This is a genomic window from Phyllobacterium sp. TAF24 (assembly GCF_052113785.1).
GTDB lineage: Bacteria > Pseudomonadota > Alphaproteobacteria > Rhizobiales > Rhizobiaceae > Phyllobacterium.
Genome location: NZ_JBFRDN010000020.1, coordinates 13,224 through 35,163, shown reverse-complemented (window position 1 = coordinate 35,163; position 21,940 = coordinate 13,224). Strand labels below are relative to the sequence as shown.

Sequence of the window (21,940 nt, the reverse complement as noted above, 5' to 3'; positions counted from 1 at the left end):
ACCCTGATGCAATGAGCCAGTTAAGCACCATATTCGCTGCAACAAGCGGGATCGAGGACCGGCGATCCGCCTGCCCCGGATTGTTTCGTATGGCCAAGGCGCTCGACGGTTCGATATGCCGAGTTAAACTGACTTTTGGTAACTTAAGCGCCGAACAGGCGCACCGCATTGCCGATGCATCGCGCCAGTTTGGCAATGGCGTTATCGAAATCACCAACCGTGCCAATCTGCAAATTCGCGGCGTGCGGCCGGATACGGAAAACCCATTGATTGCAGCCTTGCTTGCCGCAGGGCTAGGACCGCTGACCGACCGGGGCGATGATGTGCGCAATGTCATGATCAGCCCGATTGCAGGTATTCTACCCCGCGAGGTCGATGTCAGGCCGCTCGCATCGCAATTGCGTGAAACCCTGCAAACCAGCCCTGCTTATCAGACCCTGTCGCCGAAATTTTCTCTTCTTGTCGATGGCGGCGAAAGCGTCGCCATGGTGGAACATCCACATGACATCTGGCTGAGCGCACTGGGTAGGAATAGCGACAATCCATGTTTTGCCTTTGGGGTGGCGGGCACGCCGCCAACACAAATGGATGATACCGCCGCTCTTGGTATTGTTGGTTCGTCGCAGGCCTTTGATCTCGTCACGGCGGTTCTCGATCTTTTCATCCAGTGGAATGCGACAAACCCGGCAGCGTCGCGTCTGCGCCATATGATTGCTGCCGTTGGAATCGGTGCATTTGTCACCGATCTGGAAAAGCGCGTAAATTTCCCGGTTCGCAATGACAACGCCGCCAAATGGTGCAGAACCTTACCACGCGCAAATGGTCATCTCGGCCTTTTGCCGGAACGAAGCGGTGCTTCCCGTCTTGTCGGCGCTATGCCGCCATTGGGGCGGCTCTCCCCGGACAAACTGGATGCCTTGGCGGCATTAGCTGAAAAGGCCAGCAACGGGAAATTGCGGGCAACGCCTTGGCAGAGCATACTCCTGCCCGACATACCCGAAGCCGCAACCACACATAGTTTGCAAGAGCTTGAAGCGCTTGGTTTCGCCACACAACCGGACAATCCGCGCGCAACCATGATCAGCTGTTCGGGTTCGGCGGGCTGTGGATCGGCGCTGGCGGCAACCCAATCTGATGGCCTGAAGCTCGGCACTTTGTTGCAGGGCAAAGCGGCAAATCTCGCGGTGCATTTGACCGGCTGCACCAAATCCTGCGCCTCGCCTTCGGCCAAACCCGTCACGCTCGTTGCAACCGAACCGGGGTATTACGACATATTTCTGCGTGCGACCAATGGACCGTCGCGTTTTGGCAAGCTATTGGCTGCACATGTAACTATCGAGGAAGCTGCCGACTGTATCGGTAATCTTCCGCCCAATTCCGGCTCTGGGGGGCCAACGCATGCTTGATTATATTCGCGACGGTCAAGCGATCTATGATCGCTCCTTCGCCATTATCCGCTCCGAGGCTGACCTCACCCGCATTCCCGCCGATCTGGAAAAACTCGCCGTGCGTGTCGCCCATGCCTGCGGCATGGTGGATGTGATCGAAGATCTGGCTTTTTCCGCTGGCGCGGGAACGGCAGGAGTAGCCGCACTGGCAAAAGGTGCGCCGATTCTCTGCGATGCGCGCATGGTGCTGGAAGGTGTTACGCGCGCCCGGCTACCTGCCAGTAATGATGTCATCTGCACCCTCTCCGATCCCTCTGTCGTCGGCTTGGCCCGCGAGATGGGCAATACCCGCTCGGCCGCGGCACTGGAATTATGGCGTCCACATCTTGCCGGAGCTGTTGTCGCTTTTGGCAATGCCCCGACAGCCCTGTTCCGCCTCCTCGAAATGCTGGATGAAGGCGCACCCAAACCGGCATTGATCCTCGGCTTCCCGGTGGGCTTTGTTGGCGCCATGGAATCAAAAGCGGCGCTTGCTGAAAACAGTCACGGTGTTCCCTTTGTGGTTGTGCATGGCAGGCGGGGCGGCAGCGCCATGGCCGCCGCTGCGATCAATGCACTTGCTTCGGAGAAAGAATAATGCCGCAGCCAGGCCGGCTCTTTGGACTGGGCGTTGGTCCCGGCGATCCCGAACTCATCACTCTCAAGGCACTGCGCCTGTTGCAGGCCGCGCCAGTCGTTGCCTATCACGCCGCCAAGGGCAAGAAGGGCAATGCATTGACCATTGTTGAGACCTATCTCAACGAAAACCAGCTGCTTGTTCCGCTTATCTATCCGGTGACGACGGAAAAGCTGCCCGCCCATATGAACTACGAAGCCATTGTCAGCGATTTCTATGGCGAGATCACCAGCGTCCTGCGCACCCATCTCGATGCGGGCAAAGACGTCGCTGTCATCGCCGAGGGTGATCCGTTCTTCTACGGCTCCTTCATGTATATTCATGACCGGCTGGCCGAGGACTATGAAACAGAAGTCGTCCCCGGTGTATGCTCCATCCTTGGCGGCGCGGCGGTACTCGGTGCCCCACTGGTTTATCGCAATCAGACGCTGACGGTTCTTTCCGGCGTGCTTCCTGCCGATGAGCTGAAAACGCGGCTTGCCGCAACGGAAGCGGCTGCGATCATGAAACTCGGCAAAAATCTGGCCAAGGTACGCGATGTCATTGCCGAACTCGGTCTGATGGACCGCGCTCTTTATGTCGAGCGCGCCACCATGGACGCGCAGCGTATTGTTCCCCTGCGTGATGTCGACCCCGATACCTCACCCTATTTCTCGCTGATTCTGGTGCCCGGCGAGAGATGGCAGGGCGGCGGCGAATGACACAGCTTGTGCTGATGGTCCTGAGCGAACAGGGCATGGAAACGGCCTTGCGGATCAAGGCCGCCTATCCCGACGCTGCCATTCACGGGCTGGAAGGCCGGGTTAACGGCGCGGATCAGATTTATAGCAACTTTGGTGAAACGCTACGCGCGCATTACCGCGACGGCAATGCCATTGCTGCTCTGTGTTCAGCCGGGATTACCATTCGTGCACTGGCACCTATCCTTGAAAACAAGGGGGCTGAACCGCCTGTGCTTGCAATCGCTGATGATGGCAGCGCCGTGGTGCCGCTTCTGGGCGGAACAACCGGCGTCAATGTGCTGGCACGGCAGCTATCGAAGATCCTTGACGTCTCTCCCGCCATCACCACATCGGGAGAATTGCGGTTCGGCACTTGCCTGCTTAACCCACCTGCGGAATTCCATCTGAAAAACCCTGAGGATGGCAAGCGTTTCATTGCTGATCTGCTTGCTGGCAAGACAGTGCGCATTGATGGGTCAGCGCCATGGCTGGAAGAGGCACGCCTGCCGGTTGACGACAACGGCACAATGCATATCCGCGTCACGCCCTTTGATGTTTTGCCGCAAAAAAGCGAGTTGGTCTTTCATCCGAAGGTCGCTGTCATTGGTGTGGCCGGAAATGCCAGCGCTGATGATCTCAAGGCTGCTCTTGCCACAGCCGGCATTGCGCTCGCCTCGGTCGCATGTCTTGCCATTTCTGAAGAGGACAGCGCAAAGGCATCATTCCACCTGACAGCAGCAGAGCTTGCTCTGCCACTGCGTATTCTTGCGGCAAAAGAAAATAATGCCACTGATATCGTATCAGCCTTCATCAAAGAGCCCGTTAGCCTGAACGGCAATGAAAACCTGGCTATCGCCATCGCCGCCACCCCTGCGGACGTAACACTGGCCGGGCATCGTCGTGGCCGTCTTGCGGTCATCGGTCTTGGACCCGGTGATCCGGATTTCATGATACCGGCGGTCAAGCAGGAACTGCAACGCGCCGAAGATGTGCTTGGCTACGAAACCTATGTGCGCATGGCCGGAATGTTCCGCCCCGATCAGATTATCCATATGACCGATAATCGCGAGGAAATGCAGCGCGCCCGTCATGCCTTCGAACTTGCCGCTTCTGGCCGGTTCGTGGTGATGATTTCCTCCGGTGACCCCGGCGTGTTTGCCATGGCCGCCGCTGTGGTCGAAGCGCTGCACGAATCGGATAATCCCGCATGGCACGGCGTTGATCTGCAGATTCTTCCCGGTGTTTCCGCAGCACTCGCCGCCGCCAGCCGCAGCGGCGCACCGCTCGGCCATGATTTCTGCATCCTGTCGCTATCAGACAATCTGAAACCATGGGACATTATCGAAAAGCGCATTGCGCTCGCCGCCGAGGCGGATTTCGCCATGGCTTTTTACAACCCGATTTCCAAACCCCGTCCGTGGCAATTACCGCGCGCCATCGAGATATTGCGCCAGCATCGCGGACCGGAAACACCCATCGTGCTTGGCCGTGATATTGGCCGCCCGGCAGAAAGCCTGCGCGTCATCACGCTTGATGACCTGACGCCCGAACAGGTTGATATGCGCACGGTCATTCTCGTCGGCTCATCGCTGACCCAGAGCTTTGATCGCACAGATGGCGGCAAGTGGGTCTACACACCACGCTGGTACGCCACAAAGCCAGCTCACTAGGTGAAATCTCATCATCCTGTGACGAAAGATCATTTGACCGGACAGGAGAATGCCGGAAAAAGGACTGAGCGCTTCGCATTTGTATCGACGCGCTCAAGCAGTCGTCACTATGATCCCCGCCAATTATCCGCATCCCGGGAGCCTCACATGCCAAACAAGAACTACGTCCTCACCCTATCGTGCGAAGACAAGCCGGGGATTGTGGCATCGGTGACGACGGAGCTTGCGGCACTCGATGCCAATATTGCCGAGAGCAACCAGTTCTGGGATCGCCAGACCAATCGCTTCTTCATGCGCATTGCCTTTGCCGCATCGGAGGCCACCTCCAAGGATGATGTCGAGCGGGCATTGAAACCTGCCGTCGAGCGTTTCGGCATGAAGACAACCCTCATCGATCAGGCCAAGAAGCCAAAGATCATCATCATGGTGTCGAAATTCGACCATGCACTGCTGCATCTGATCTACCAGATCAAGGTTGGCTGGCTCGATGCGGACGTTGCCGCCATTGTCTCCAACCACGAAGACAGCCGCCGCTTTGCCGAGCATGAGGGTATTGCCTACCATGTGCTGCCTGTGTCCAAGGACAACAAGAAGGAGCAGGAAGACGCGCTGCTCAAGATCGTCAAGGACACCGGTGCTGATCTGGTCATCCTTGCCCGCTACATGCAGGTGCTCTCAGACAACATTTCCAAGCGGCTCTTCGGCAAGGTCATCAACATCCACCACTCGTTCCTGCCAAGCTTCAAGGGGGCAAAGCCCTATCATCAGGCCTTCGAGCGCGGGGTGAAGCTGATCGGTGCGACAGCACATTATGTCACCCCCGATCTTGATGAAGGTCCGATCATTGAGCAGGAGACCGAGCGGGTCAGCCATGCCATGAGCGCCGAGGACTTTGTTGCCACCGGCCGCGATATTGAAAGCCGGGTACTGGCACGGGCGGTCAAAAAGCACCTTGAATCCCGCGTCATGCTCAATGGGCATAAGACGGTGGTGTTCGGCTAAATCCGAAATCGGGCTTGTCAAATCTTCTAGACAAGCCCGACTGGCCCTTAAGGCTTTTCTGCGAAATACGCTTCCAGATTGGTGACGACACGATCTGCCATGGCGCGGCGTGTTTCTTCCGTGGCGCTGCCCATATGCGGTTGCAATATCACATTGTCGAGCTTGAACAGGGCTTCCGGCACATTGGGCTCATCGGCGAATACATCGAGCCCGGCGCGGCCAAGTTCACGCGATTGCAGCAGCTCCACCAGCGCCGTCTCATCCACAACCGTACCCCGTGCCACATTGATGAATGTACCGTCTGGTCCGAGCGCTTTCAGCACCTCGCGTGAAATGACGCCCTGCGTTGCATCACCACCCGGCAGAATGGCGATCAGCGCCGCACTGTCCCGCGCAAGATCAACGAGATTGCCATAATAGGTATAAGGCGCATCGGGCTTCTTGTTGCGTGTGTGGTAGGCAATATCGCAGCCGAAAGCCAAGAGCTTTTCAGCAATCACGCTGCCAATACGCCCCAGCCCGACAAGGCCAACGCGCTTGCCTTCGATACCCAGAGCCAATGGTGCATTCTCGCCCTTCGCCCAGCGTCCTTCGCGCACAAAGCGGTCATTTTTCACCAGATCACGCGTTGAGGCCAGAAGCAGCAACAGTGCCATATTCGCCGTGTCTTCATTCAGGACATCAGGTGTATTGGCAACCTTGATCCCCTTCGTGCTGGCATAGGCCACATCAAGCGAATCCGTACCGACGCCAAAGGACGAGATGATTTCGACCGCAGGCAGGAGATCAATCATATCAGCCGTAATACCGGTAAAAGTGCTTGTCACCACAGCGCGGAAGCGTCCAGCATTCTCCTGAAGAAACCGTAACGCGTCCTTTTCCTCATAGAGTTTTTCGACCGCATATCTCTTCTCCAGTTCAGCCAGCAAATAGGGCATGAGGCGGCCGAGCACGAGAACCGGTTGTTTGGTCATGAATGGGTATCCTTTGGAAATGACACGGGGTGGAACCCGATCATAATCAAACTGCCGGGCTTATGCCAAATGCTCGATTTAAATTTACCTGTAAAATAAATAATCGTATATGGTTTTTGATGCACATTCATACAATTCTAGTGATTGTCGCTCGATCATTGCTATTGTCACAAACAAGAACAGAAACCTCCGGACGGAACCGATGACCAATCCTATTGAAATTGCCGATCTGAAAAGACTCGCCCAACGCCGCGTACCAAAAATGTTCTTCGATTACGCGGATTCAGGTGCCTGGACAGAGAGTACCTACCGCGCCAATGAAGAGGATTTCCGCAAGATCCAGCTGCGCCAGCGCGTCGCCGTGGATATGACCGACCGGACGCTGGAAAGCACCATGGCAGGACAGACCGTGTCCATGCCTGTTGCCCTAGCTCCGACTGGTCTCACCGGCATGCAGCATGCGGACGGCGAAATGCTGGCGGCGCAGGCAGCCGAAGAATTCGGCGTCCCCTTCACCCTGTCCACCATGAGCATCTGCTCGATTGAGGATGTCGCTTCGGTGACAAAGAAGCCCTTCTGGTTCCAGCTCTATGTGATGCGCGACCGGGATTTCATCTACAATCTCATCGACCGCGCCAAGGCTGCAAAATGCTCGGCTCTTGTACTGACCCTTGATCTGCAAATTCTTGGCCAGCGCCACAAGGATGTGCGCAATGGTCTGTCCGCCCCACCCAAATTCACCGCCAAACATATCTGGCAAATGGCAACGCGCCCGCAATGGTGCCTTGGCATGCTCAAAACTGAGCGCCGCACATTCCGGAACATTGTCGGCCACGCCAAGGGTGTTGGCGATCTGTCCTCGCTCGGCACATGGACGGACGAACAGTTTGACCCGCGCTTGTCCTGGAACGATGTCGCCTGGATCAAGGAGCGTTGGGGCGGTAAGCTGATCCTCAAGGGTATTCTTGACGTCGAAGATGCCCGCATGGCGGTATCGACAGGTGCGGACGCAATCATCGTGTCGAACCATGGCGGTCGCCAGCTGGACGGCGCCCCCTCCTCGATCTCCGTTCTCGCCGATATTGTCGATGCGGTTGGCGACAAGATCGAAGTGCTGTTTGATGGCGGTATCCGGTCGGGTCAGGATGTGCTCAAAGCACTTGCCATCGGCGCCAAGGGCACCTTTATCGGCCGCGCTTTCCTTTACGGGCTTGGTGCAGGCGGCAAACAGGGTGTCACGCAGGCGCTAAAGATTATCCGCAAGGAGCTGGATGTTACCATGGCGCTGTGCGGCGAGCGTGACGTCAAGAATCTCGACCGCAATAACCTTTACAAGAGCGGCCTCGAAACCAAGCCACGCATGGCCACCGTCAAGCAAAAGCGCGCTTGATCAAGCCTATGGCCGGTGAAAACCGGCCAATCATTTTGCCCAATGTTTCTGGATTGGTACGCCCAAGGGGAATGGGGTATTCTTACTTGATGTTACAGATGCACGTCGTGTTGCTACGATGGCCGGTGATCCTTCCCGGTATGGTGCCGCCATTGAACAAGCCACTGCATACGCAACTTGCTTGAAACAAAACGGCATCATCAACTAACAGAGAGTTGAAAGTTAACCATGTCCAGCACAGTCAAAAACTGGGAAATTCATCCTAAAATGGGTATTGGCAACATGCGATTTGGCATTACAAAACCCAATATAGACACGTTCGCAGATATCTATGGTGTGGTTGTGCGCAGTGGGTCGGATCGAATTCCAGACTCCATTCTCGAAGATACTCTAAAGCAATTTGGCGGTGCCCTTAGTGAAGAAGAGAAGACGTCATTGATGACTCTCTACACTGAAAGCGGCCCAGACCAGACAAGTGTAACCGAAGTTCGTGGTGATCATGGTCTCATTTTGCGGTATGAAAGAGATGTACTAATTGAAGTTATGTTATCGACCAGCCACAAGTCCACAAATTTGCTGGAGAAGCCTGTTTTTGGGTTGAGTGCGATAGATGCCCTTGTTTTGTTTGAGATAGCCAATAGAGGCCCCGGTCGATATCGATCAACGGAGGCGGCGTTTGACAATCTTGCAATCTCTCTAGATGCTTTCAGTACTACAGATGGCGCAGAGAGGGAGAGGACGGTGAGGCCTATGGGAGGAAAGGACGAGCGTTTCAGTAATCGCACAATTACGTTACGGCCAAAGCCCTACGCCCCGAAGAATGAACTCGATCAGTTTGTAACTCATTCATTTCTCTGATATTTTATCAACGTTGTGAAACCCAAATATGCCTGCATTGCCCGTCACCCTCAAAGGCCACATGCATATCTGCCCGATGGTTGATCCGGGACCAAGGCCGCATGTTGGCGGACCGGTGATTTCGACCGGCCAACGTGTCGCAGTCGCAAACTGCGGTGGCCATGAGTGATCGCTCATGGGTTCAGAGCAAAAACGCCCCTGAATAATCGAGAACGGAACTGTCAATAAAAGCGCTTAGTTGACGTATACTTGACAAGTTCGCCAAGACATTCACTAAGTTTTTGAAATGTTTGGTACGCCCAAGGGGAATCGAACCCCTGTTCCCGCCGTGAGAGGGCGGTGTCCTGACCGCTAGACGATGGGCGCGCAGTCGATTGGGCGGGTATAATCAAGCAAATCGAAAAGTGCAATGACCATTTATGGAGAATGGTCATTGCAGCAACGTCAAAGCTTTAATTGGCAGCTTCCGAAATGCGCGCAACCACGCGCTTGGTGGCCACATCATAGACGAGAATTTGCCGCGTGCCGTTTGCCAGCCGCGTTTCCAGCGACAGCATCGAGCCGGAAAGGTTGTGCGACAACACCCGTGTGCCGGGATCAAGCGTGATGGCCTCGCCAACCAGTGCATCGCCAATTGGCTGCCCCGGCGTTTCGGTATGAACGGCCGCTGGCTTGGCTGCACCACCCACCGGCTGGTTAATCTTGTAGACAATGGCTGCAAGCACGGCCATAAGACCAATCACCATAATGCCGATGGAAACAGCCAGAAGCCGGATCATCTTGCGGCGCACCCGTTCCATTGCAGGATCGAGCGGCTGCTCTTCCGTTTCTGTATCAGCATTGATATTGGCCATGTATGGCATTCTCCGAGGTTTCGAAACCAAGCCTCTGTAACGAAGGGACGCGGTCTTTGAAAGAGCTAATTACCGATAGTGAGGCAACGGGCAAGCGTCTTGACGCTTGGCTTTCAGCGCAACTCGCACCGGATTTGTCGCGCAACCGCATTCAGGCGCTTATTGCCGATGGTCAGGTTACGGTCGATGGCAAGGTTGTGCGCGAGACAAAACACAAGCTGCGCGAAGGTATCAGCATCACCGTTGAGATACCCGAACCGGAAGACGCAACGCCCGCGGGCGAAGATATCGCCCTTGATATTCTCTATGAAGATGCGGACCTCATCGTCATCAACAAGCCAGCAGGTCTTGTGGTTCACCCCGGCAACGGCAACTGGACCGGGACCCTCGTCAACGCCCTGATCTACCATTGCGGCGATACGCTTTCCGGCGTTGGCGGCGTGAAGCGGCCCGGCATCGTTCATCGGCTCGACAAAGAAACCAGCGGTGTCATGGTCGTCGCCAAGAATGACCTTGCCCACCGCCACCTCAGCGCCCAGTTTGCCGATCACGGCCGCACTGGCGATCTGGAGCGGGCCTATCTGGCACTGGTCTGGGGCACACCGGATCGAAAGACCGGCACCATTGACGCGCCGCTTGGCCGTTCACACCGCGACCGCACCAAACAGGCTGTCGTGCATGAAGAGCGCGATGATGCGCGCCATGCGGTCACGCATTTCGATGTGCAGGAACGCTTTGGCGCGAAAGAGGATTCGACGGCGGTTGCCTCCCTCATTGAATGCCGTCTGGAGACGGGCCGCACCCACCAGATTCGTGTGCATATGGCGCATATCGGCCACCCCCTGCTTGGCGATGTGGAATATGGCGGTGCCTATAAGACCAAGGCCAACAAGCTGGCAGAACCGCTGCAAAGCGTCGTCAAGGGTTTTTCAAGGCAGGCGTTGCATGCGCAGGTTTTGGCTTTCGAACATCCATCCACCGGCGAAATCATGCGATTTGAAGTCGGTGCCCCCGATGATATGGCTGAATTGCTCGAGGCATTCCGCACCACCCCCCTCTAGACCAGAGCGCACAAAAAAATCAAAAACACTTGCGGAACTTTATTTCATACCGTACGTTATAGAACGCAGGCGGAAATCCTGACTCTATTGTTCACATTTATGTGACAAATTGTTTCGGTTCTTAATGCATCGTGTTTTTGACAAAATGCTACCTATATATGGATAGCATTAATCCGGTCGTGCCGCGCAATGCGGGCGGCCGGTTGCTGCGAACCCGCCGGTAATGGGGGTTCATTTCACAATGAGGAGGGGTGCTCAGTGGCCCAAAATCTTCCAAGTATTGTAGCTGGTGACGGTGGTTTGACCCGTTACCTCGAAGAGATTCGCCGTTTTCCCATGCTCGAACCGCAGGAAGAGTACATGCTCGCCAAGCGGTATCTGGAGCATGCCGATCCGAAAGCGGCTCATAGACTAGTGACCAGCCATCTGCGGCTCGTCGCCAAGATTGCCATGGGTTATCGCGGTTACGGCCTGCCGATTGGCGAAGTCATATCCGAAGGCAATGTCGGCCTGATGCAGGCGGTCAAACGCTTTGAGCCGGAACGCGGCTTCCGTTTGGCAACCTATGCCATGTGGTGGATCAAGGCCTCGATTCAGGAATATGTCCTGCGGTCGTGGAGCCTTGTGAAAATGGGCACGACAGCCAACCAGAAGCGCCTGTTCTTCAACCTGCGCAAGGTGAAGAGCAAGATTCAGGCGCTTGATGATGGCGACCTTAACCCTGAACAGGTCAAGGAAATCGCAACGCGCCTCAGCGTATCCGAGGACGAAGTCGTATCGATGAACCGTCGGCTTTCCGGCGATGCGTCGCTCAATGCTCCGATCCGCTCCGCCGACGGCGAAGCTGGCGGTGACTGGCAGGATTGGCTTGTTGATGACCACGACAGCGCCGAGGAAATGCTGATTGAACAGGATGAACTGGAGAACCGGCGCGAAATGCTCACCGGAGCCATGTCATCGCTCAATGATCGTGAACGGCGCATTTTCCAGGCCCGCCGTCTGGCTGATGATCCGATAACGCTCGAGGATTTGTCGACCGAATTCGGCATCAGCCGGGAACGTGTACGCCAGATCGAAGTACGTGCCTTTGAAAAGGTGCAGGACGCGGTGAAAGCCGCTGCCATCAAACAGCAGAAGGCACTCGTCTCGACGGGTTCCGACGCCCGCTAACGCTGCGCCATGACGAACATAAAGGCTCCGGATTTCCGGAGCCTTTTTGTTTCAATCCTGCCTATCAACTGGAAAATATCACGCGGATTTCTTCGCGTTATAACAAACGAAGGCCAGCTTGTTGCCGTCAGGATCGCGGACATAAGCGCCGTAAAAGCCTTCTCCATAATGCGGTCGCCGTCCGGGCGCGCCCTCATCACTCCCACCATTCCGCATTGCCAGCGCATAGAGGCGATCAATCATGTCAGCATCGTCGAACCTGAAGGCGGTCATCGCGCCATTGCCAATGGTTGCCGAGCCGCCGTCGAAGGGATACCCCACGAAGAAGCGTGGCAAATCCTCGTCTGCTCGCTTACCCCATGAAACCGACTGTTCGTCACGCCAGCACAGATCAAGGCCCATCTCGGCCATGATCGGATCGTAAAACTGAAGAGATTTTGGCAGATCATTCGTTCCGAACATCGTGTAACCGATCATCGCCTTCCCCATGAATATCGTGTTCTGACGTAGATAATATTGACAAAGATACCGAGTAGAATCAGCCTGACGGCAAACGAGTCACCACAGGCAGTTTTCCATGTTCACCCTTGTACCCGCGACTGTAGAGGATTTTGACCGGCTCCTGCAATTACGCCTTCGTTGTATGCGCGAAAGTCTGGAACGGATTGGCCGCTTCGATGAATGGCGTGCCTATGACCGTTTTCGCAACTCCTATCGACCGCATTATACCCGCCTGATTATGACGCCGAATGGGCACATGGCCGGATGTGTAGCCATGGGTCCGATTGATGGACATTTGCTGCTTGAGCATTTCTATATCGAGCCGGAACAGCAGGACAATGGTTTGGGCAGTGCGGTTCTGCGCCAATTGCTTGGGGAAGCCGACGCCGCCAAATTGCCTATTCGTTTGAGTGTCCTCCAGCAAAGTGAAGCCGGACGTTTTTATGCGCGACATGGCTTCAAACAGACGGGTGAGGATGAATGGGACGTTTATTACGAGCGCCAGCCGAAGACGGTGTCTGTTCGGCAAACAGATGCCATCGCATGAAGATCAGGGCTGCTCTTCCTGCCGAAAAGGACCAGATTTGCAACGTACTCCGTCGTTCGATCGCAGAATTATGCACTGCCGATCATGCCGGTGATCCTGCCCGGCTCGATCCATGGCTCTTCAACAAAACCCCTGAAAATGTGCGCGCATGGATGAACGATCCAACGGCGCGCATGCTGATTGCTGTCGACGGCACGACAATACTCGGCGTTGGCTCGGCCAACGCATCCGGCGAAATCACCCTCAACTATGTCTCACCGGACGCCCGCTTTCGTGGTGTCAGCAAGGCCATATTGGGTGAGCTTGAAAATTACCTGCGGGAGCAGGGAAACAGCTTGAGCAAACTGACGAGCACAAGCACCGCGCATGGCTTTTATAAAGCCTGTGGTTACAGCGATAGTGGCCCGGCGCAGATGCACAGACAGATCAACGCGCAGCCCATGGAAAAACAACTCTAGAGAACAAAAGGCTCCGTTTCCGGAGCCTTTTATCCTGTCATAAGATCATAGCGCTATCAGCCGCCAGCTTTTGCTGCCCAGGATTTCAGGACATCATCAAAAACCTTCTCGCCCGGCAGGCCCTTTTCAAGGGTCAGGAGCGCGCGGCGGCCCGTCTTGTAGGCGATTGGAATATCGATCCACGACTGACGGCGCAGCAGGGACATGTTTGTGTCCACAGCGGTCTTGGCATCATTCATTGCAATGATGAAGAAATTATCGGCAATCTTGGCCGGAATGCCGACAAGCGGGCTGCCCGGAGCCTGTTCCGTATCCTTCAGCGTCATGCGCGACACGGTATCGATTGAACCACCGGGGAAGCCATCGGGAACAGTGAAGATCATTTCAACAAGATGGCTTGCTGGCAGCGTCTTGTCACCATTGCGGCGGATGACCATACGCAGCTTGATCCCACGATCCGGAATTGTCACTTCAGCGCGAATTGCCGGCTCAGGCGGCAGATCATTGCCGGGTGATTCCTGCACCACGGACCAGACAACGCCGCCCGCATCCGCAGTACCGGCATCCTGACCGGACCGCTCCTCATAGAAGAACGCCTTTTGACCAATTGGCAGCGCAGCCGGAGGCTGTGTCTGGCCAGCCGGTGCCGCAGGTTGCTGTGTCTGCCCCTGTGCCGCTGGCGGCTGGGCAGGCTGCTGGTCCGGTGTAGAAGCGGCAACCGATGTGCCCTCACCCAATGACGGTGTATCATTGGCCGGCCCCGGATTGATTTCCTGACCATCCGGCAACAGACGCTGCGTCAGTTTCGGTTCGGGCTTTGCATCCGATGCGCCMGGTGCTGCAGGCGTTGCCGGTGTCGGCTGAGCCGCCGGTTGTGCAGGCTGTTCAGTCTTTACCGGTGGTGTCGCAGGCTGGTTAGCGGCTGTTTCGGCTGGCTTCGCAGGCGTTTTGTCGCCCCCGCTGGTGAGGCTGGCAAGATAGGTCTTTACCGACGCGGCCCGTGCTGAAATCTGGTCTTTGTAAGTCCAGCCCGCATAGGCTCCGCCTGCGATAATAACCAGCAGGCCAAGCAGGCTCAGCAGCGGCACCAGCGAACGCTTCGGCTTTGGCTGCTTCAGCGGACCGCGTGTGTAAACGCCATAATCACTGGGGCCACGATCGGTTGAATCAAGCTCCGGCTCATCATCAAACTCTTCTTCGGGCCCGCGACCAGCTTTCAGATCTCCCCCCGAGAACGATCCGGCAAGCGGACGTTCATCGCGGAAACTCTCTTCCTTGGGTTCGATCGGCTTGGCACCTGTCGAACCATGGGTCGTCAGAAAATCTTCAAGCGCATCGGATTGAGCAAGCGGCTTGGTAAAGGACGGGGCCGCAACCACTGGCGGCGCAACAACAGGCGCTGGCTTTGGTGCTTCCGGGGCAGGTTCTGGTTTTGCGACAATGGGTGCCGCCACAACAGGCGGTGCCGGAGCTGGAACAGGCGGCGCGACAGGAATGGGCTCAATTAAAGGCTTTGGGTCTTCCAGAACAGCGGCAAAACCCGACTCGACCTCGATGATCGCATCTTCCAGCGACTGCTTCTGGCGGACGGCGACAGCCTCCGGCGCATTCAGCGTCGCAAGCTTCTGCTCAATCGTTGCGCGAGCCTTTGCATACACACGTTGGCGAAGCTCGGGAGTTGGATCCGCGAGCCCGTCAATTGTCTTTCTCAATACTGCAACGAAATCTGCCATTCACCCAAACCTATGGTTTTGTTGTGAGATTAACCTCGAAACCTGTTTGCGACTCTAATCATGAAACGGGTCAGTAACAAGTATTGTATCGTCACGTTCCGGGCTGGTCGAAAGCAACGCAATCGGCGCACCGATCAGTTCTTCCAGATAACGCGCATATTTTACCGCCTGTGCGGGCAGTTCGCTCCAGCTACGGGCACCGGCCGTTGTCTCTTTCCAGCCTTCAAGTGTCTCGTAAATCGGCTTGACGCGTGCCTGAGCGCCCTGGCTGGCTGGCAGGTAATCAATGACCTCGCCATCCAGTTCGTAGCTGGTGCAAACCTTGATCTCGTCGAGCCCGTCGAGAACATCCAGCTTGGTCAAGGCAATACCGCTGATGCCATTATTGGCAACGGCCTGACGCACGAGAACCGCATCGAACCAGCCACAGCGGCGCTTGCGCCCGGTGACAACGCCAAATTCATGGCCGCGCTGGCCGAGGAACTCGCCAACTTCGTTCTGCTGTTCCGTCGGGAACGGACCTTCTCCCACGCGGGTCGTATAGGCCTTGGTGATACCAAGCACGTAATGCAGTGAGCCCGGTCCGATACCGGAACCGGCAGAAGCCTGACCCGCCACAGTGTTGGACGAAGTTACAAAAGGATAGGTGCCATGGTCGATATCAAGCAGCGTACCCTGGGCGCCTTCAAACAGAATGCGCTCGCCCGCCCGCTTCTTCTGATCAAGAACATACCAGACGCGGTCCATGAACGGGATGATGTGCGGAGCAGCATCAAGCAGTTCGGCTAAAATCTTGGAACCATCAACCTCTTCAATGCCAAGACCGCGACGCAGTGGATTGTGATGGGCCAGCAGCCGCTCGATCTTCGCAGGCAGCGTATCGGGATCGGCAAGATCAAGCACGTGAATGGCGCGGCGGCCAACCTTGTCTTCATAAGCTGGACCGATGCCGCGACCCGTTGTACCGATCTTGGTACCGGAATTGGAGGCTTCACGGCGGCGATCAAGCTCACCATGGAGGGAGAGGATCAGCGTTGTATTTTCGGCAATCTTCAGCGTTTCAGGGGTGATAACCACGCCCTGCGCTTCGAGTTTCTTCTTTTCGGCAATGAATGCATGCGGGTCGAAAACAACGCCGTTTCCGATGATCGAGAGCTTGCCCTTGCGCACCACACCCGATGGCAACAGCGACAATTTGTAGGTGACACCATCGACAACCAGCGTATGACCGGCATTGTGCCCCCCCTGAAAGCGGACAATGATATCGGCCCGTTCGGAAAGCCAATCGACAATCTTGCCCTTGCCCTCATCGCCCCACTGGGAGCCGATCACCACAACATTAGCCATTCAAAACTCCTCGAGTCACAACCTCGTCATGCATTTTTTGCCAAATGCGGTGCTTCTATACAGGCTGGTTCATAAAAGCGCGACAATTCTTTCGGCTGAAGCGTGGCGAATTTGCCATTATCAAACGAATAAACCTATGGTTCTGGCAGCAAAGCAACACTTCCTCCGTCAGTATAAGCAGACACACGTCATGAACCGTACCGCCTACATCTTTCTGCTCGTAACAGCCCTTCTGTGGGGCGGCAATGCCGTAGCAGGTAAACTTGCGGTCGGACATATATCGCCGATGCTTTTGACTTTGCTGCGCTGGCTCGTGGCATTTCTCATCGTTGCTGCGATCAGCGGCAATCAGGTCCGTCGCGACTGGAAGATGCTGCGCGCACATCTTCCTTTGCTCGCGGCGTTGGGTGCCTTTGGCTTCACTTTTTTCAACATGGCGCTCTACAGCGCCTTGAATTACACCTCGGCTATCAACGTCACCATTGAACAGGCCGGGATGCCTATGGTGATCTTCGTCGCCAATCTCCTGCTATTCGGCATGGCGGTACGTCCCGGCCAGATAGTGGGTTTCAGCCTGTCGCTTGTCGGCGTGGCTTTAACGGCGGGCCATGGCAGTTTTCTCAAACTCGCCGAACTTGAGGTCAATCAGGGTGATGCGCTGATGCTTCTCGCCGTGCTGCTTTACAGCGGTTACACGGTGGCTTTGCGTTTTCGGCCGGCCATTCATTGGCAAAGCCTGATGACAGTCATGACATTCTTTGCCTTTATCACCGCCATCCCCTTCACAATCTGGGAATGGCGGGACGGCGCAATGATTACACCTGATTTCACCGGTATCATGATCGTGCTTTACACGGCTGTCCTGCCATCACTGGCCGCGCAGGTGCTTTTCATCAAGGGCGTTGAATATATCGGTGCCAACCGCGCAGGCCTGTTCATCAATGCCGTGCCCATCTTTGGCACATTTCTGGCAGTCATCCTGCTGGGCGAGGCGTTTCATCTCTATCATGCCATTGCATTGGTGCTGGTTCTTGGCGGCATCGGCATCGCCGAAATCAGCGGGCGCAAGCACGCAGCTGCGTGATCAGTTGAGCTTTCGCACCATGAAACAGGCGTCATCCGAATAGGATTTGAGCTTTGCGTCGAGTTCAGGGCGGCTCACCACCTCAAACCCCTGCTTCTGCCAGAAGCCGACCGAATTGTTGACCGAGACCAGCGACATGGTTTCTAGCCCTTCTGTCTTTGCCTGATCGGCTAAGATCGAAACAATGCGCGGCGCAGCCCCACTGCCGCGTGATGCTGGCAGCAACGCTATGTCATGCAGATAATAGGTGTTTGGATGATCGGGTATCTGCCCGAGCAGGCTATTGAGCGCAGGCGTTGTGTAAAGCTGCCACGGATGCGTGATGGCATAGCCAAACAATTCGCCGTTCTGACCTTCCAGCACAAAGCAGCCTTTACCATAAAGGCGCATACGCTCCAGATAAACCGCATCATCCTCGTAAAAATCCGTATGGATGACGGCAGCCATGGCGATGACGGAAACGAGGTCCCCCGCTTCCATCAAGCGCCAGTTCAGTGCATGTGTTGACGATGTTGACATAGTGCCTTTCCTGCTTACTGGAACCAGTTCTACCTAAGCAGGAAAGGCTTGGACATCCCTACAATCAGCCGATGTCAAATTCCAGCGGCTTGGCCGAAACAATGGCCTTGTTGACGCGCAGTTCTTCCAGAACATGATCCGGAATCCGCTCATCGAGATAGAGCATCGCGATAGCATTACCACCCGGATTATCACGGCCCAGCGAGAAGTTGGCAATGTTGACGCCATTCTGCCCGCAGATCGTTCCGAGCATGCCGATCATACCCGGTGTGTCGTTGTTGGTCGTATAAAGCATGTGCTGACCAACTTCGGCATCGAGATTGATACCCTTGATCTGGATGAAGCGCGGCTTGCCATCGGAGAAGCATGTACCGGCAATGGAGCGGGTCAGAGAAGCGGATTTGACTGTCAGTTTGATGTAACCGTCAAACACGCCCGACTTGTCACGGCGAACTTCGGAGAGGATGATGCCCCGCTCCTTCACCATGACAGGTGCCGAAACCATGTTCACATCGGCCATCTGCGGGCGGATCAAACCGGCCAGTGCTGCACTGACGAGTGCCCGTGTGTTCATGCCCGCAGTGGAACCATCAAAAAGGACTTCCACTTCCTCGATCGGCTCATCGGTGACCTGACCAACGAAAGCACCCAGCACTTCCGCCAGTTTGACGAAAGGCTTCAGGCGCGGTGCTTCTTCAGCCGTAATCGAAGGCATGTTGATGGCGTTGGAAACGGCACCCTTGATCAGATAATCCGACATCTGCTCGGCAACCTGCAACGCGACATTTTCCTGTGCTTCGCTTGTCGATGCACCGAGATGCGGTGTGCAGACAACGTTTGGCAGGTTGAACAGCTCGTTCTCCGTGGCTGGCTCCACCTCGAACACGTCGATACCGGCACCGGCGACCTTGCCTGCTTTCAGTGCTGCAACCAGATCCTTCTCAACAATCAGACCTCCACGAGCGCAATTGATGATGCGAACACCATCTTTCATCTTGGTAATGGATTCAGCATTGATAATGCCGCGCGTTTTGTCGGTCATCGGTGTGTGCAGGCTGATGAAATCTGCCCGGGCCAGCAATTCGTCAAGTTCGACCTTCTCAACACCAAGTTCTTCCGCCCGGCCTTCCGACAGGAAGGGATCAAACGCAATGACATGCATCTTGAGGCCGACGCCGCGCGTGGCCACAATCGAGCCGATATTGCCGCAGCCAATAACACCCAGCGTCTTGCCGGTGATCTCAACACCCATGAAGCGGTTCTTTTCCCACTTGCCCGCACGGGTCGAAGCATCAGCCTCAGGCAGTTCGCGCGCCACGGCAAACATCAAGGCCACGGCATGTTCCGCAGTGGTGATGGAATTGCCAAAAGGCGTGTTCATCACGATGATACCGCGGCGCGATGCAGCGGGAATATCAACATTGTCAACGCCGATACCAGCGCGGCCAATGACTTTGAGGTTGGTTGCGGCAGCAATCAGCTTTTCCGTGACTTTGGTAGCCGAACGAATGGCAAGACCATCATATTGGCTGATCACTTCGGCCAGCTTGTCCTTGTCCTTGCCAAGGTCTGGCAGATAATCGACTTCGACACCGCGATCCTTGAAGATCTGTACGGCGGTTGGGGAGAGCTTATCAGATACGAGTACGCGCGGTGCCATCATGGCCTCCATCGTTGAATCAGGAATCAAATGATTGGGGGAGTGACCGCACCCGAGTGCGGTCACATCATGCCGAAGAAATCAGGCAGCCTGTTTCAGCGCGGCCTTTTGCGACTGGAATGCCCAGTCGAGCCACAGCGTCAGCGCTTCAAGATCAGCCGTTTCAATCGTTGCCCCGGCCCAGATGCGAAGACCAGACGGAGCATCGCGATAGGCGCCGATATCATAGGCAATACCTTCCTTCTCCAGAACCGCAACAAGGTTCTTGGCGAAATTGGCCTGCGCATCCTTGTCGAGTGCCGTGATCTCCGGATCGACAATTGTCAGGCAAACGGAGGTGTTGGACCGTGTGGCCGGAACCGTTGCCAGATTGGCAATCCATGGCGTGCGTTCAACGAAAGCATCGAGAGCGGCAAAATTTCTGTCCGCACGTCCAACAAGTCCATCGAGACCGCCAAGCGACTTCGCCCAGTTCAGCGCATCAAGATAGTCCTCAACGCAAAGCATCGACGGTGTGTTGATGGTCTCACCGGCAAAAATGCCTTCAATGAGCTTGCCGCCCGATGTGAGGCGGAAAATCTTCGGCAAGGGCCATGCGGGCTTGTAGGTTTCGAGCCGCTCGACAGCGCGCGGGCTGAGGATCAGCATGCCGTGTGCGCCCTCTCCGCCGAGCACTTTCTGCCAGGAGAAGGTGACGACATCGAGCTTGTCGAAATCAAGCCGCTGCGCGAAGGCTGCCGAAGTGGCATCGCAGATTGTCAGACCCTTGCGATCAGCAGGAATGAAATCACCATTGGGAACACGCACACCCGAAGTCGTACCATTCCAGGTAAAGACCACATCGCGGTCAAAATCGACCTTGGAAAGGTCAGGCAGTTCACCATAACCAGCTTCAATGCTGCGGGCATCGGCAAGTTTCAACTGCTTGACCACATCGGTGATCCAGCCTGCACCAAAGCTTTCCCATGCAACCATGTCGACGCCGCGTTCGCCAAGCAGCGACCACAAAGCCATCTCGACGGCACCAGTATCGGATGCAGGAACAATGCCGATGCGGTAATCAGCGGGGACTTGCAGGATTTCGCGGGTAAGATCGATCGCCTGTTTCAGCTTCGTCTTGCCAACCTTCGCACGATGCGAGCGGCCAAGCGATGCGTCGGAAAGCGCTTGAAGCGACCATCCGGGGCGTTTTGCACAGGGACCTGATGAAAAATTAGGGTTAGCCGGGCGCTGCGCCGGCTTTGTAAGCGTCGTCATGTTTTCTCCTATCCTCACAGATAGCACGCCTCTCGTTGGGGAGAGGTGGCCCACTCCGGGAACTAGGAGAAATGTCGTTCACAGTCAAGAAATATGTTTGTGCGCGACATTAAATTTGTCCCATCCGGCGGAATGAAGCACAAACAAAAACGGCAGGAGAAAGCCTCCTGCCGCTCGAAAAATCATGTTGTTTCAATTAGAAAGCGTAGCGTACGCCCACCTTGAAGTCATGCGACGTGATGTCTTTGAACTTGAAAGATTCATTATGTGTACTGCCATCAAGATTATAGGCGGTGCCTGTTTTTGCATCACCCAGATCGACATAACTGTAACCGAGGTCAATGGTCATACGGTCGGTTGCCTTGATTCCCACGCCGGCATGCAGTGCCCAGGCAAGATTCCATTGCGATCCGCTTCCGGCATAACCCCCGCCATTGTTCAGGACGTTATCGTCCCTGAAATTGGAGATTGTGTTGCGTGATGCGCCGATACCCGCACCGACGTACGGCGTGATGCCGCTGAACGTACCCAGATCCGCATATGCGTTGGCAAGAAATAGCCATTCAGACTTGGTGGCACGATAATCGTTTGTTCCCTTGCCAAACGATGGATTGCTGGGATTGTCATAGTAATCGAGTGCACTAAATGACGTTTTCCCACGATATTGGCCGGTGACGTCAGCACGCAGCCAATCATTGAATTGATAACCGACACCAATCTGACCAGTGATTCCGGAGTCGAAGCCACCCCTATCGAGCCAACCATGTACCTCAGTGGTGTCAAAATTGTAGTAGTCCAGCTTATCAAGTCGCTGATTGCTCATGCCGATATCGCCGCGCAGATACCAGCCACCAAACTGCTGAACTTCCACAACTGGCGCTTCCACGAGATCCGCAGCGTGGGCCGGGATTGCCCCGAGGCACAGTAGAGCTGCACCAATCGCAGCATATTTGTTGAGAATGCCCATTTTCATTTCCCTTATCCGGCCCAAAATCTAGATGTAGCGACTGCTACTAAGGTTCTAGACGGCAATATGAAGGGAAAAAGTTAAATCCCGCTTAACCGTGTT

General features: G+C 55.5%; 21 protein-coding genes, 1 tRNA gene and 1 pseudogene. 13 read left to right on the top strand and 10 right to left on the bottom strand.

Translation table 11 applies throughout. The features are described 5' to 3' along the window. Positions 1–11 precede the first annotated feature (11 nt). From cobG to purU, 5 genes are all read left to right on the top strand, one after another. Positions 12–1,406 carry a precorrin-3B synthase gene (gene cobG, locus AB4Y96_RS17165; RefSeq protein WP_441918630.1) on the top strand — a complete coding sequence of 465 codons (1,395 nt, stop codon included), beginning with the start codon at positions 12–14 and terminating at the stop codon, positions 1,404–1,406. Continuing rightward, positions 1,399–2,025 (top strand): precorrin-8X methylmutase, encoded by a 627-nt coding sequence (locus AB4Y96_RS17160; protein WP_441918628.1) that lies wholly within the window; start codon positions 1,399–1,401, stop codon positions 2,023–2,025. The genes cobG and AB4Y96_RS17160 overlap by 8 nt, the downstream gene beginning before the upstream one ends. Beyond that, complete coding sequence (locus tag AB4Y96_RS17155) at positions 2,025–2,765, top strand: precorrin-2 C(20)-methyltransferase (RefSeq protein ID WP_441918626.1); 741 nt, start codon at positions 2,025–2,027, stop codon at positions 2,763–2,765. The genes AB4Y96_RS17160 and AB4Y96_RS17155 overlap by 1 nt, the downstream gene beginning before the upstream one ends. Then, positions 2,762–4,456 carry a precorrin-3B C(17)-methyltransferase gene (gene cobJ / locus AB4Y96_RS17150; RefSeq protein ID WP_441918624.1) on the top strand — a complete coding sequence of 565 codons (1,695 nt, stop codon included), beginning with the start codon at positions 2,762–2,764 and terminating at the stop codon, positions 4,454–4,456. Before AB4Y96_RS17155 ends, cobJ begins: the two co-directional genes overlap by 4 nt. Positions 4,457–4,603: 147 nt before the next feature. After that, positions 4,604–5,458 (top strand): formyltetrahydrofolate deformylase, encoded by an 855-nt coding sequence (purU, locus tag AB4Y96_RS17145; RefSeq protein ID WP_441918622.1) that lies wholly within the window; start codon positions 4,604–4,606, stop codon positions 5,456–5,458. Positions 5,459–5,505: 47 nt separating this feature from the next. Here the strand turns inward: purU and AB4Y96_RS17140 are convergent, their stop codons facing one another. After that, positions 5,506–6,432: a 2-hydroxyacid dehydrogenase gene (locus AB4Y96_RS17140; protein WP_441918620.1), complete on the bottom strand. Its 927-nt coding sequence runs from the start codon at positions 6,430–6,432 to the stop codon at positions 5,506–5,508. 202 nt (positions 6,433–6,634) lie between these two features. Between AB4Y96_RS17140 and AB4Y96_RS17135 the strand changes: the two genes are divergently transcribed. From AB4Y96_RS17135 to AB4Y96_RS17125, 3 genes and pseudogenes are all read left to right on the top strand, one after another. After that, positions 6,635–7,822, top strand: a complete 1,188-nt coding sequence (locus AB4Y96_RS17135; protein WP_441918618.1) for an alpha-hydroxy acid oxidase — start codon at positions 6,635–6,637, stop codon at positions 7,820–7,822. Positions 7,823–8,050: 228 nt separating this feature from the next. Next, positions 8,051–8,680, top strand: coding sequence for a hypothetical protein (locus tag AB4Y96_RS17130; RefSeq protein ID WP_441918616.1), 630 nt, complete (start codon positions 8,051–8,053; stop codon positions 8,678–8,680). Positions 8,681–8,708: 28 nt separating this feature from the next. Next, positions 8,709–8,813 (top strand): annotated as a pseudogene (locus tag AB4Y96_RS17125) (PAAR domain-containing protein); the annotation flags it as partial. A 158-nt stretch (positions 8,814–8,971) separates the two neighbouring features. On the opposite strand, the gene AB4Y96_RS17120 reads toward AB4Y96_RS17125, so the two are convergent. Both AB4Y96_RS17120 and AB4Y96_RS17115 read right to left on the bottom strand, forming a co-directional pair. Beyond that, positions 8,972–9,046, bottom strand: a tRNA-Glu gene (locus AB4Y96_RS17120). Between the two features lie 86 nt (positions 9,047–9,132). Beyond that, positions 9,133–9,534: a fimbrial protein gene (locus AB4Y96_RS17115; RefSeq protein ID WP_091879896.1), complete on the bottom strand. Its 402-nt coding sequence runs from the start codon at positions 9,532–9,534 to the stop codon at positions 9,133–9,135. A 2-nt stretch (positions 9,535–9,536) separates the two neighbouring features. Between AB4Y96_RS17115 and AB4Y96_RS17110 the strand changes: the two genes are divergently transcribed. Together AB4Y96_RS17110 and rpoH are read left to right on the top strand one after the other, a co-directional pair. Continuing rightward, on the top strand, positions 9,537–10,595 hold the full coding sequence (locus tag AB4Y96_RS17110; protein ID WP_175540568.1) for an RluA family pseudouridine synthase: 1,059 nt from the start codon (positions 9,537–9,539) through the stop codon (positions 10,593–10,595). 258 nt (positions 10,596–10,853) lie between these two features. Beyond that, a complete protein-coding gene (gene rpoH, locus AB4Y96_RS17105) occupies positions 10,854–11,765 on the top strand; it encodes an RNA polymerase sigma factor RpoH (protein WP_091879894.1) in 912 nt (303 codons plus the stop codon). A 78-nt stretch (positions 11,766–11,843) separates the two neighbouring features. On the opposite strand, the gene AB4Y96_RS17100 is transcribed toward rpoH, so the two are convergent. Then, positions 11,844–12,242: a VOC family protein gene (locus tag AB4Y96_RS17100; protein WP_091880265.1), complete on the bottom strand. Its 399-nt coding sequence runs from the start codon at positions 12,240–12,242 to the stop codon at positions 11,844–11,846. A gap of 100 nt (positions 12,243–12,342) precedes the next feature. On the opposite strand from AB4Y96_RS17100, the gene AB4Y96_RS17095 reads away from it, so the two are divergent. Both AB4Y96_RS17095 and AB4Y96_RS17090 read left to right on the top strand, forming a co-directional pair. After that, positions 12,343–12,813 (top strand): GNAT family N-acetyltransferase, encoded by a 471-nt coding sequence (locus AB4Y96_RS17095; RefSeq protein ID WP_441918612.1) that lies wholly within the window; start codon positions 12,343–12,345, stop codon positions 12,811–12,813. Beyond that, entirely contained in the window at positions 12,810–13,271 is a 462-nt protein-coding gene (locus tag AB4Y96_RS17090) for a GNAT family N-acetyltransferase (protein ID WP_441918610.1), read from the top strand. The genes AB4Y96_RS17095 and AB4Y96_RS17090 overlap by 4 nt, the downstream gene beginning before the upstream one ends. Before the next feature lie 56 nt (positions 13,272–13,327). On the opposite strand, the gene AB4Y96_RS17085 is transcribed toward AB4Y96_RS17090, so the two are convergent. Together AB4Y96_RS17085 and AB4Y96_RS17080 are read right to left on the bottom strand one after the other, a co-directional pair. Beyond that, on the bottom strand, positions 13,328–15,004 hold the full coding sequence (locus tag AB4Y96_RS17085) for a hypothetical protein (RefSeq protein WP_441918608.1): 1,677 nt from the start codon (positions 15,002–15,004) through the stop codon (positions 13,328–13,330). 54 nt (positions 15,005–15,058) lie between these two features. After that, positions 15,059–16,351, bottom strand: a complete 1,293-nt coding sequence (locus tag AB4Y96_RS17080) for an adenylosuccinate synthase (RefSeq protein WP_091879888.1) — start codon at positions 16,349–16,351, stop codon at positions 15,059–15,061. A 190-nt stretch (positions 16,352–16,541) separates the two neighbouring features. Here AB4Y96_RS17080 and AB4Y96_RS17075 point away from each other — a divergent pair, with 190 nt between their 5' ends. Then, positions 16,542–17,435, top strand: a complete 894-nt coding sequence (locus AB4Y96_RS17075) for a DMT family transporter (protein ID WP_441918606.1) — start codon at positions 16,542–16,544, stop codon at positions 17,433–17,435. On the opposite strand, the gene AB4Y96_RS17070 is transcribed toward AB4Y96_RS17075, so the two are convergent. The 4 genes from AB4Y96_RS17070 to AB4Y96_RS17055 form a co-directional block, all read right to left on the bottom strand. Continuing rightward, the gene (locus tag AB4Y96_RS17070) at positions 17,436–17,954 is read right to left on the bottom strand and encodes a GNAT family N-acetyltransferase (RefSeq protein WP_441918604.1); all 519 of its coding nucleotides are present in this window, start codon (positions 17,952–17,954) and stop codon (positions 17,436–17,438) included. A gap of 64 nt (positions 17,955–18,018) precedes the next feature. After that, positions 18,019–19,614 carry a phosphoglycerate dehydrogenase gene (gene serA, locus AB4Y96_RS17065; RefSeq protein WP_441918601.1) on the bottom strand — a complete coding sequence of 532 codons (1,596 nt, stop codon included), beginning with the start codon at positions 19,612–19,614 and terminating at the stop codon, positions 18,019–18,021. An 81-nt stretch (positions 19,615–19,695) separates the two neighbouring features. Continuing rightward, positions 19,696–20,871 (bottom strand): phosphoserine transaminase, encoded by a 1,176-nt coding sequence (locus AB4Y96_RS17060; protein WP_441918599.1) that lies wholly within the window; start codon positions 20,869–20,871, stop codon positions 19,696–19,698. A gap of 196 nt (positions 20,872–21,067) precedes the next feature. Further along, a complete protein-coding gene (locus AB4Y96_RS17055; RefSeq protein ID WP_441918597.1) occupies positions 21,068–21,838 on the bottom strand; it encodes an outer membrane protein in 771 nt (256 codons plus the stop codon). Positions 21,839–21,940 lie beyond the last annotated feature (102 nt).